Genomic DNA, 11,460 nt, shown 5'->3' on the forward strand with positions numbered 1-11,460 from the left:
CGCCGGAGCGACGTCCCCCGTGAACGAATTCCTGCTCAACGCCCTCGCGACGCTGCTGGTGACGATCGACCCGATCGGCCTCGCGCCGATCTTTCTCGCCGTGACCCGCGGCGCCGACCAGAAAGTCCGGCGCAGCATCGCGCAGCGGTCGTCGCTGATCGCCTTCGTGATCCTCGTCGTCTTCGCGCTGACGGGCTCGACCCTGCTCGAATTCCTCGGCATCTCGCTCGCCGCGTTCCGGATCGCCGGTGGATTGCTCCTGTTCTGGATCGCCTTCGAGATGGTGTTCGAGAAGCGCGAGAAGCGAAAGCAGCAAACCGCCGACAAGGCGCTGCAGGCCGATGCGGCGACCGCGACGGCGCCGGAGGACCTGCGTCACCTCGCGGTGTTTCCCCTCGCGATCCCGCTGATCGCCGGCCCGGGGGCGATCTCGGCGACGATCCTGCTCGCGACCCAGGCGCCCGGGCCGCTCGGCCTCGCCGGCCTCATCGCCGTCGTCGCGCTGCTGATCGGCAGTTGCCTGCTGGTCTTCACCGCAGCCCACCGGGTCGACCGCCTGCTCGGCGAGACCGGCCGCAATGTGCTGACCCGGCTGCTCGGCGTGCTGCTGTCGGCGCTGGCGGTGCAGTTCGTCGCGGACGGCGTCATCCGCCTCGCGCAGGACGCCGTCTGACCGGGCGGCGCGAGGCGTGTGACGCACACATAACGGGCGACGGGGATATCCGTAAAAATTAGTATGACGACTCATTGCGGATTGAGGCATTAACGGCGAATTAGAAGCAATGACCGATAGTTCGTGGCAAGACGCGCCCTCTCGGCCTTCCGTCCAGCAGCGAGCAACCAGCTTGGCCAAGTCCGAAGGAGCGCTCCGCCGATCGCTGGGTCCTGCGACCTCCAGCGACGCCGCCCTCGATGCGGCGGTGCGCAGCGAGCAGGCGCGGAAAATTTCCGACGGACTTCCGCGCACCCTCGCCGGCCATGCGATCTCCTCGGTCGTCGTCGGCCTGCTGATGCTGCAGCAACTCCCCTTCGAGATGGTCGCCGCCTGGTTCGGTGTCGTCTGCGTGGTGCTCGCCGTGCGGCTCTGGGCGGTGCGGCGCCCGAGCATTCTTGCGGCGATCGAGGCCGATCCGGACCGGGTGCTGCGCCTCACCACGATCGGCGGCGTCGTCGGCGGGGTCGTCTGGGGCGTCGTGCCCTTCGTGGTCACGAAGGCCGACAGCTTTGCCAGCGACTCGTTTGCGATCTTCATGTTGAATGGGGTGACCGCGGGCGCGGTCGTGATGGCCACCGCTCATGCGGCGACCGGTCTCGCGTTTGCGACCGTGGTGCTCGGCGCGCTGATGGGCGCCCTGCTCGCGCGCGGCGGCCTGCCCCATCTCGGCTTTGCCGGCTGCGTCGGTATCTTCCTGCTGATGCTGGCGAAATCGGCGACGGCCGCCGAGGCGACGTTCCGCGAGGCGATGCGGCTGAAGCACGAAAAGGGGCGACTCGCCGATTCGCTCGCCGATGCCCGCGACCGGGCGCAGAGTGCGATCGACGACCTCGAGCACCAGGCGCTGGTCGATGCGCTGACCGGCCTCTCCAACCGCAACGCCTTCAACCTCCAGCTCTCGCGCGAACTCGCTCAAGCTCTTGCCGACGGACAGTCGGTGGCCGTGCTGCTGATCGACGTCGACCACTTCAAGATGATCAACGACACGCTCGGCCACGGCGCCGGCGACGACCTGCTCGTCGAATTCGGGCGGCGGCTGCGGCGCACCGTGCGCGAGGCCGACGTGGTCGCCCGGCTCGGCGGCGACGAGTTCGCGATCATGGTGTCGGGCGGCGACCTCGACCGGCTGGTGCCCGACCTCGCCAACCGGCTGCTCGACGTGATCGCGGCGCCCGTCGAGATCGCCAGTCGCAGCACGCAGGTCGGCGCCAGCATCGGCGTCGCGGTGTTTCCCCGCGACGCGCGGGCGCACGACGACCTGCTCGCCTGCGCCGACATGGCGCTCTACCAGTCGAAGGACATGGGCCGGCGACGCTGGAGCGCCTTCGACCCCGTCCTCGCCCTGCGGGCGCGAACCCGGCGCGAGCTGGAACTCGACCTGCGCGAGGCGATCGCGGCGGACCGGCTCGAGTTCCATTTCCAGCCCCAGGTCTCGATCCGCGACGGCCAGGTGGTGGGCTTCGAGACGCTGCTGCGCTGGAACCATCCGGAGCGCGGCTGGGTGCCGCCGCCGGCGGTGATTGCGGCCGCGCATGCCGAGCATCTTGCGGCGTCGGTGACGCGCAAAGCGCTGGAATCGGCGGCCGACCTGCTGGAGTGGCTCGCCGCGAACGGCCATGCTTCGATCCGCGTCGCCGTCAACATCTCGCCGCGCGACCTGTCGAGCTACGCCTTCTCGGATCTCGTCGAGGAGGTGATCACCGGGCGCCAGTTCGCGCCGGGGCGCCTCGAGATCGAGATCACCGAGGACGTGATGCTCGACCCCGCCACGTCGGGCCGCCAGTTCGCCCATCTCGACCGGCTCGGCATCGCGCTCGCGGTCGACGACTTCGGCGTCGGCTATTCCTCGCTCGCCTATCTGCGCGATCTCAACATCGCCAGCGTCAAGATCGACCGGCGCTTCGTCACCAACATCGTCCTGGACGAAGGCGACCGGGTGCTGGTGCAGGCGATCCGCAGCGTCGGCGACAGTCTCGGCATCCAGCTCGTGGCCGAGGGCGTCGAGACGCAAGAACAGCTCGCCATGCTGCGGCAACTCGGCTGCGACATCGCCCAGGGCTTCCTGTTCGCGCCGGCGCTGCCGCGCGAGGCGGCGCTCGACTGGCTCGGCAGCTATGTCGCCAGCCACCGCGGCCAGCGGCGCGGTGAGCCGGGGCGCCCTGCCGACGCGTGAGCCGCCGCGTGCCGGCTCAGAAGGCCGCGGCGATGAACGCGGCCGGCCAGATCCGGTCGATCGGCCAGAGCAGCACCCCGAAGCCGGCGGCGAGGATCACGGCGGCGCCGAGCGCGGTCGCCGTCAGGCCGAGCCGGAAATCCCCCGCGACGAGGGCGCGCCAGCCGGCGATGGTGCCGGCAGCACCGAGGAACGTCGCGCCGAGCCCGATCGGCTCGATCCGCCCGACGCCGATCACATGCACCGCGTTGACGGCGACCGCGAGGCCGACGGCGCCGATCGGCAGCCAGGCCGCCATCAGCGATTTCAGCCGCGAGCCGATGCGCAGCGCCGCGTCGCCGGCGGCGAGGCCGAGCAGCAGCGCCAGTACCGGATAGAGCGGCAGCACGTCGCCGGCGCGCTTGCCCGCCATCAGTTCGGCGACGATCCACGCCGGCGCCAGCCAGGCGAGCGCGAGGCCGGCGGCCGGCGTGGTGCGCTGGCGCACCAGCCAGGCGAGCGCGAAGGGCAGCAGCGCCGAGCCGGGCCAGAAGGCCCCGGCGAGCAGCACCGCGTGGGCGCCCGGCGGCAGCGGCAGGCCGTCGGCGGTGAGGGTGAAGCTGTCGCGCATGCGGGCGAAGACGTCGCCGCCGGCGACCTGCAGCGCCGCCGGCAGCCCAGCGACCACCGCGACCGCGACGGCCGGGGCGAGACCGATCACCAGCGCGGCCGGCAAGCCGATCGAGGGCCGCAGTCGGCTCAGCCGCGCCAGCGGCCAACCGAAGATCACCAGGATCAGCACCGCGAGCAGCGGGATCCAGATGCCGCCGACGCCGGCGACGGCGAGGCCGAGGCCGAGGCCGCCCCAGAACAGCAGCGCCGAAAGGCGCGCCGGCACGGCCGTACCGCGCGCGATGCCGGCGAGGCCGTAGAGCGCCATCACCGAAGCGAGCAGCACGACCGCGTCCGGGCCGGCGATGCGCGCGCCGACCTGGGCCAGCAGCGACAGCGCGAGGAACAGGCCGGCGACGAGGCCGGCGAACGGCCCTTTCAGCACCCAGCCGATGGCGAAGACGAGGGCGACCGCGAGGATCACCGCCGCAATGGAGATCGAGCGCAGCACGACGAGCGGCGCGTCGGCGCCCTGCCCGAAGCCGGTGGCGACGGCCGCCTGCAGGCCGGCGAGACCGACCGACGCGCGCGGATCGATCGCCGGCGCCAGCGCGGCGCCGACGCCCTCGGCGGCGATGGAACGGCCGAGTTCGACGGTGGCGCTCTCGGAGCCGGGCACCCCCGGGAGCCGCTCGAGGCCGGGGACGAGCGTGACGAGGACGAGGGCGAGCAGCACCAGCAGCGAGCCGATCGCCCCGGCGACGGACACGCCGCGCGGAGCGGCGCGCGGAGGGACTGTGGCCGCGGGCTCCGCCGGAGCGGGCGCGGCGACGGAGACCGGCTCCGACGGAGCGGCCGCGGTCTCCGGATCGGGCACGACCGCAGCGGTCTCGGGGACGGCAACGGGCGCCGGTTCGCTAGTCGTCTCCGCCGCTGGGACGGGTGCGGACGGCGCCGGCGCCGGGATTTCGGCGGGCGCAGGCGCTGCCTCGGTCGGCAGTTCCGAATTGGGCGTGGCGGTCCCTGCGGCGGGGGCGAATGCGGGCTCCGCATGGGTCTCCGGCGCGGTCGCCGGGGTCGCGGGCGTGCCGATCGGCATCGAGCCGAGACGAAACACCGGCCGATCCTCGCCGCCGCCCGCCGCGCTGCCGTTTTCCGCCATGTCGTTCGCTCCCGGTCGGCCTGCCGCGCGATCCGCGCGCCCGTTCCGGACTTAGCAACGCCGGCGTCCGAAAACCAGCGCCGCCACGCGGACGGCATGGGATCGGCGCGACCGGGCCCGATTGCGAAGTTTTGATGCCGCCCGGCCGGGCGGGTGTTGAGCGGGGGCGGCGCTCGGGCTACCAAGGCGCTGGGGAGCGACGTGTCCGCCCCATATGCGGCAGGCACGACGAAGGAGGCTCCGCGCGGCTGGCGCCGGACCTCGGGATGGAAAAGCATGGCGACTTCGATCTTCGGCCGCATCATGGCGGCGGTGATGGCGACAGCCCTCGCCCTGACCAGCCTGCCGGCTTCGGCCCAGCAGAAGGGTAGCCGTTCGATCGCGCTCGTCCGCGACGGCGAAGCCGAGGCGCTGATCCGCGACTATGCCAAGCCGATCCTGAAGGCGGCGGGACTCGGCGGGGCGACCATCAAGATCCGCATCGTCAACGACACCCGCTTCAACGCCTTCGTCGCCGACGGACGGCACATTTTCGTCAATGCCGGCACGATTTCCCAGACCGAGACGCCGAACGAACTGATCGGCGTCATCGCGCACGAGACCGGCCACCTCGCTGGCGGCCACCTCGCCCGGCTGCGCGACGCGGTGGTGCAATCGCAGATCCTGTCGGTGATCGCGATGCTCGGCGGCGCGGCGGCGGCCGCGGCCGGCGGCGGTGGCGAGGGCGGCCTCGCCGCGGCGCTCGGCGGCCAGCAGGTGGCGCAGCGCAGCCTGCTCTCCTATCAGCGCGGCGAGGAAACCGCCGCCGACCGCGCCGCGCTCACCTATCTGGAGCGCACCGGCCAGTCGGCGCAGGGCATGCTCTCGGTGTTCAAGCGCCTCGGCGACCAGCAACTGTTCGCCGCGCGCTTCGCCGATCCCTATGCCCAGAGCCATCCGATGGCGGCCGAGCGGCTGTCACAGGTCGAGAACGTCGCGCGCAAGAGCAAGTTCTTCGACAAGACCGATGCGGCCGACCTCCAGGCCCGGCACGACCTGATCCGGGCGAAGTTCATCGCCTTCACCCAGGCGCCGCAGAAGACGGCGCGCCTGTACCCGCCGAACGCGACCGACTTGCCCTCGCGCTATGCCCATGCCGTGATCGCCTTCCGCTCGGGCAATCCGCAGGCGGCGGTGCGCCAGATCGACGGGCTGATCGCCACGCAGCCGCGCAATCCGTGGTTCTGGGAGCTGAAGGGCCAGGCGCTGCTCGAGGGCGGCCGCCCGGCCGAGGCGGTGGAGCCGCTGCGCCAGGCGGTGGCGCTCGCCCCGAACGAAGGCCAGCTCCGCGTCATGCTCGGCCACGCGCTGGTCGCGACCGAGAAGGACTCGCTGCTCGCCGAGGCGATCCAGAACCTCAACAAGGGGCTCGCCGACGATCCCGACGCGGCGATCGGCTATCGCCAGCTCGCCATCGCCCATGCGCGATCGGGCAACATCGCGCTCGCCGACCTCGCCACCGCGCAGGGCTACTTCGCCGCCGGCGACAATCCTTCGGCGCGGCAGTATGCGGCGCGGGCACAGGCGAACCTGAAGCGCGGCACGCCGGCCTGGCTGCGCGCCGACGACATCATTTCCTTCAAGCCGCCGCGGCTCTGACCCCGCGACGGCGCCCGCCGCGGCCCCGCCGCACCCCCCGTTTTCCCGAGATCCCCGGAGCCCCCTCGCCCATGCCGTTCCCGTTCCAGACGTCGCGCCTTCGCATCGCGGCGCTCGCCGGCCTGATCGCCCTCGCGCCCGCAGCCGTCGTTCCTGCGGCCGGGGCCGCCGAGGGCACGCCGGACAAGGCGGCGATCGAGGCGATCGTGCGCGACTACATCCTCGCCAACCCCGAGATCGTCGAAGAGGCGCTGACGGCGCTGCAGGCGAAGAAGTCGGAGAGCGAGGCGTCCGAACGCGCCGCGCTGATCGCCTCGGCCGGCGACATCCTGTTCAATTCGAAGCGACAAGTAGTGCTCGGCGATCCCGATGCGCCGATCACGCTGGTCGAGTTCTTCGATTACAACTGCGGCTACTGCAAGCGCGCGCTCGACGACATGAACGCCCTGCTCGACAGCGAGAAGGACGTGCGCATCGTCCTGAAGGAGTTCCCGATCCTCGGACCGGGTTCGGTGGAAGCCGCCCGCGTCGCCGTCGCGGTGAACCTCGCCGCTCCCGACAAATACCGCGGCTTCCACGATGCGCTGCTCGCCAGCGACGTGCCGGCCGACAAGGCGCGGGCGCTGGAGGCCGCCCGGGAAGCCGGGATCGACGTCGCGGCGGTGGAGTCGCGCCTCGACGACGCCGAGGTCGTGGCGACGATCGGCGAGGTCTATGAGATCGCCGAAAAACTTGGCCTGACCGGCACGCCGACCTACGTCATCGGCAAGGAAGTGGTCTTCGGGGCCGTCGGGGCCGACGAGCTTCGCACCCGCATCGAAGCAATGCGCCAGTGCGGCGAAGCGAGTTGCTGAGGACGCCACTCCGCCGATCCGTGTTTTGCCTTTTTTTCAGCGCGCCGAATACCTATAAGGGGGCGGCGCGACAAATCGGCCGTGCCCGAATTTGGTTCTTGCCGGGTTCGATCCGGCCAGACTTCGACCCCGGGCGGATTTGACCCGACGCGGAACCGGCAAGGAAGGCGATGACGTCGACCACCAGCGACAGGGCGGCGCTTCTGCGGCGACCCGGCCGACCGAACGGTTCTTGCGCGGCGTCGACCGACCGTGCCGCCACGACCCACGTTTTCCGCCCGCCGGCCGGCTCGGCCGGGACCAGATGGCCGTGATCGGCCGCCATCCCGCCGCCTGAGCCGCTCCCCCTCGCGAAGACAGACGAGATCATGTCGAAAACACCCATCAATCAGGACCTCATCCGCCAGCTCGCCGAGCTCCTCCACGAGAAGGACATCTCGGAGATCGAAGTCGAGCACGACGACTTCCGCATCCGCGTTGCCCGCAACGTGACCGTCGCCGCCCAGGTCGCGCCGGTCGCGGTGGCCGCGGCGCCGATCGCCGCCGCGGTGCTGGCACCGGCGGACGCCGCGAATCATCCGGGCACCGTCAGCTCGCCGATGGTCGGCACCTGCTACCTCGCCGCCGAGCCGGGCGCGCGCAGCTTCGTCGCCGTCGGCGACACGGTGCGCGTCGGGCAGACGCTGCTGATCATCGAGGCGATGAAGCACATGAACCCGATCCCCTCGCCGCGCGCCGGCAAGGTGACGGCGATCCTCGTCGACGACGGCCAGCCGGTCGAATTCGGCGAGCCGCTCGTCGTGATCGAGTGAACGGGCCCCGCATGTTCAACAAGATCCTGATCGCGAACCGCGGCGAGATCGCGCTGCGCGTGCTGCGCGCCGCGAAAGAGCTCGGCATCGAGACCGTGGCGGTGCACTCCACCGCCGACGCCAATGCCATGCACGTCCGCCTCGCCGACGAATCGGTCTGCATCGGGCCGCCGCCGGCGCGCGACAGCTACCTGAAGATCCCCGAGATCCTCGCCGCCTGCGAGATCACCGGCGCCGACGCGATTCACCCGGGCTACGGCTTCCTGTCCGAGAACGCGCGCTTCGCCGAGATCCTCGCCGCGCACAACATCGCCTTCATCGGCCCGTCGGCGCAGCACATCCGCATCATGGGCGACAAGATCGAGGCGAAGGCGACCGCGCGCCGGCTCGGCATTCCCGTGGTGCCCGGCTCCGAGGGCGCCGTGACCACCGACGAGGACGCGATGCGGATCTCGGCCGAGATCGGCTATCCGGTGCTCGTCAAGGCGGCAGCCGGCGGCGGCGGGCGCGGCATGCGCGTCGCCCACGACGAGACCGAGATGTCGGCGGCGCTGTCGGCGGCGCGCACCGAGGCGAAGAACGCCTTCGGCGACGATTCCGTTTACATCGAGAAGTATCTCAGCAAGCCGCGCCACATCGAGATCCAGATCCTCGGCGACGGCAAGGGCAACGCGGTGCACCTCGGCGAGCGCGACTGTTCGCTGCAACGCCGGCACCAGAAGGTGTGGGAGGAGGCGAATTCGCCCGCCCTCAACCAGGAACAGCGCGACCGCATCGGCATGATCTGCGCCAACGCGATGGCCGACCTCGGCTATTCCGGCGTCGGCACGATCGAGTTCCTCTACGAGGACGGCGAGTTCTATTTCATCGAGATGAACACCCGCTTGCAGGTGGAACATCCGGTGACCGAGATGATCACCGGCATCGACCTCGTCAACGAGCAGATCAAGGTCGCCTCGGGGGCCGGGCTGACGTTCCGCCAGGAAGACATCGTCTTCAACGGCCACGCCATCGAGTGCCGGATCAACGCGGAGAACCCGTCGACCTTCGCGCCCTCCCCCGGCCGGATCTCTTACTACCATCCGCCCGGCGGGCTCGGCGTGCGCGTCGATTCCGGGGTCTATCAGGGCTATACGATCCCGCCGCACTACGACAGCCTGATCGGCAAGCTGATCGTGCACGGCCGCAACCGGGTCGAGTGCCTGATGCGGCTGCGCCGCTGCCTCGACGAGTTCGTCATCGACGGCATCGAATCGACGATCCCGCTGTTCAAGAACCTCGTCGACAACCAGGACATCGCCAACGGCGTCTACGACATCCACTGGCTGGAGAAGTACCTGGCAACGGGTCCGGTCTTCGAGTGACCGCGGCATGGCCCGGCCTCCGGGCCGCGCCCCGGATGATGCGCCGCAATAGCGGCGCAGTTCGTGCCGATGATGTAGACTTGCGAAAGGGCGCGACCGCCGCTTCTGCGTGAAGCATGGCCGCGCCGGACGAGGACAGCGGGATGGCGAGCCGCAACCATCATTCCTTCGAGATCACGCCGGAAGTGCTGCTCAAGGCCTACGCCTGCGGCATCTTTCCGATGGCGGAAAGCGCCGACGACCCCGGGCTCTACTGGATCGAGCCGGAGGATCGCGGCGTGCTGCCGCTCGCCGACTTCCACGTGCCGCGCCGCCTGCAGCGGACGGTGAAGGGCGACCGGTTCGAGGTCCGCGTCGACGGCGATTTCGACGCCGTCATCAGCGGCTGCGCCGCGCCCGCGCCGGGTCGGTCGAAGACCTGGATCAACGGCCGCATCCGCAAGCTCTACGGCGACCTCTTCCGCCTCGGGCACGCCCACACGGTGGAAAGCTGGCGTGACGGGCAGCTCGTCGGCGGGCTCTACGGCGTCGCGCTCGGCGGCGTGTTCTTCGGCGAGAGCATGTTCTCGACCGAGACCGACGCCTCGAAGGTGGCGCTCGTGCACCTCGTCGCCCGGCTGCGCGCCGGCGGCTACCGGCTGCTCGACACCCAGTTCGTCACCGACCATCTCTCGCGCTTCGGCACCATCGAGGTGCCGCGTGCCGACTATCGCAAGCGGCTCGAGGCGGCGCTGGTCGAGACGGCGGATTTCCACGCCCTGCCCGCCCGGATTTCCGGCGCGGAGGCGATGGCCTGGATTGGCGGCTGAGCGCGTTCCCGGCAATCTTTTCTCCTGCCGCGGCGAGTTTGCCGCGCAGGGGCGATTGCGTTGCGGCAAACCGGTGCCAGCCGGAATGATATTCCGCATCGGTCACCGGCTACGCTAGCGGGTACCTCTGCAACGCTTGCGGTCCCCACTAGTCTGACGGCCGATCAATCATTCGGCTGGAGACTCTCATGAAGCGGCTTCTCGCGATCGGCGCGGCCCTCGGCGCCCTCGCCCTCGGCTCCGCACCCGCCCTTGCGGCGGACAAGATCCTCAATGCCTCCTACGACATCTCGCGCGAGCTGTTCGTCGCCGTGAACCAGGGCTTCATCGCCAAGGTGAAGGCCGAGACCGGGCAGGACGTCACCATCGACCAGTCACACGGCGGCTCGTCGCGCCAGGCGCGCGCCATCCTCGAGGGGCTGGAAGCCGACGTCGTCACCTTCAACCAGGTCACCGACATCGACCAGCTCGTGAAGGGCGGCGCCGTCGAGGCGGGCTGGCAGGAGGAGTTCCCGAACGGCGCTTCGCCCTACTACTCGCTGCCGGCCTTCCTCGTGCGCGAGGGCAACCCGAAGAACATCCGCAACTGGGACGATCTCGTCCGCGACGACGTGCAGGTGATCTTCCCGAACCCGAAGACCTCGGGCAACGCCCGCTACACCTACCTCGCCGCCGCCGCCTTCGCACAGGAGGCCTTCGGCGGTGACGCCGAGAAGGTCGCCGCGTTCATCGGCAAGCTGTTCGACAATGTTCCGGTGTTCGACACCGGCGGGCGCGCGGCGACGACGACCTTCGTCGAGCGCGGCCTCGGCGACGTGCTGATCACCTTCGAGGCCGAGACCTGGGGCATCGCCAAGGAATTCGGCGAGGACAAGTTCGACACCGTGGTGCCGGCGGTCAGCATCCTCGCGGATTTCCCCGTCGCCGTGGTCGACCGGGTCGCTGAGAAGCGCGGTTCGGTGGAGCTCGCCAAGAATTACCTCGGCTTCCTCTACACGCCCGAAGGCCAGACCATCCTCGCCGAGAACGGCAACCGCGTCCGCGACGAGACCGTCGCCGCCGCCCATGCCGCGAACTTCCCCGAGGTCCGTCTCGTCACCGTCGACGAGGCGTTCGGCGGCTGGGACAAGGTTCAGGCCGAGCACTTCGCCTCGGGCGGCCTGCTCGACCAGATCTACGGCGACCGCTGATCCGGTCATCCGGCGCCGGCGCGGGTTGAACCCGGCGCCGGCTTCATGCGAAACAGCGGCGACCGCGACGGTGCATTCTGCCCGTCGCGGTCGTTTTCGTGCCAACGCGCCGCGCCGGTCGCCGGCGTTACGCAGGCAACAGGTCCGGTCGC

At 70.4% G+C, this 11,460-nt stretch carries 9 protein-coding genes; 8 read left to right on the forward strand and 1 reads right to left on the reverse strand.

Annotated elements, in window-relative coordinates; translation table 11 throughout:
- Positions 1–19: 19 nt before the first annotated feature.
- Positions 20–673: a MarC family protein gene (locus tag I5731_RS18725; protein WP_197312935.1), complete on the forward strand. Its 654-nt coding sequence runs from the start codon at positions 20–22 to the stop codon at positions 671–673.
- A 172-nt stretch (positions 674–845) separates the two neighbouring features.
- A complete protein-coding gene (locus I5731_RS18730; RefSeq protein WP_197312936.1) occupies positions 846–2,888 on the forward strand; it encodes a putative bifunctional diguanylate cyclase/phosphodiesterase in 2,043 nt (680 codons plus the stop codon).
- A gap of 16 nt (positions 2,889–2,904) precedes the next feature.
- On the opposite strand, the gene I5731_RS18735 is transcribed toward I5731_RS18730, so the two are convergent.
- Positions 2,905–4,641 carry an ArnT family glycosyltransferase gene (locus I5731_RS18735; RefSeq protein ID WP_197312937.1) on the reverse strand — a complete coding sequence of 579 codons (1,737 nt, stop codon included), beginning with the start codon at positions 4,639–4,641 and terminating at the stop codon, positions 2,905–2,907.
- 276 nt (positions 4,642–4,917) lie between these two features.
- Here I5731_RS18735 and I5731_RS18740 point away from each other — a divergent pair, with 276 nt between their 5' ends.
- From I5731_RS18740 to cysP, 6 genes are all read left to right on the forward strand, one after another.
- Positions 4,918–6,279, forward strand: coding sequence for a M48 family metalloprotease (locus tag I5731_RS18740; RefSeq protein ID WP_197312938.1), 1,362 nt, complete (start codon positions 4,918–4,920; stop codon positions 6,277–6,279).
- Positions 6,280–6,350: 71 nt separating this feature from the next.
- On the forward strand, positions 6,351–7,133 hold the full coding sequence (locus tag I5731_RS18745; RefSeq protein ID WP_197312939.1) for a DsbA family protein: 783 nt from the start codon (positions 6,351–6,353) through the stop codon (positions 7,131–7,133).
- Positions 7,134–7,501: 368 nt separating this feature from the next.
- Positions 7,502–7,945, forward strand: a complete 444-nt coding sequence (gene accB, locus I5731_RS18750) for an acetyl-CoA carboxylase biotin carboxyl carrier protein (RefSeq protein ID WP_197312940.1) — start codon at positions 7,502–7,504, stop codon at positions 7,943–7,945.
- Positions 7,946–7,956: 11 nt separating this feature from the next.
- Entirely contained in the window at positions 7,957–9,309 is a 1,353-nt protein-coding gene (gene accC / locus I5731_RS18755) for an acetyl-CoA carboxylase biotin carboxylase subunit (protein ID WP_197312941.1), read from the forward strand.
- Between the two features lie 143 nt (positions 9,310–9,452).
- A complete protein-coding gene (aat, locus tag I5731_RS18760) occupies positions 9,453–10,118 on the forward strand; it encodes a leucyl/phenylalanyl-tRNA--protein transferase (RefSeq protein ID WP_197312942.1) in 666 nt (221 codons plus the stop codon).
- A 188-nt stretch (positions 10,119–10,306) separates the two neighbouring features.
- Complete coding sequence (gene cysP / locus I5731_RS18765) at positions 10,307–11,308, forward strand: thiosulfate ABC transporter substrate-binding protein CysP (RefSeq protein WP_197312943.1); 1,002 nt, start codon at positions 10,307–10,309, stop codon at positions 11,306–11,308.
- The last annotated feature ends 152 nt before the right edge of the window (positions 11,309–11,460 follow it).

This window comes from Methylobrevis albus, from assembly GCF_015904235.1.
Lineage (GTDB): Bacteria > Pseudomonadota > Alphaproteobacteria > Rhizobiales > Pleomorphomonadaceae > Methylobrevis_A > Methylobrevis_A albus.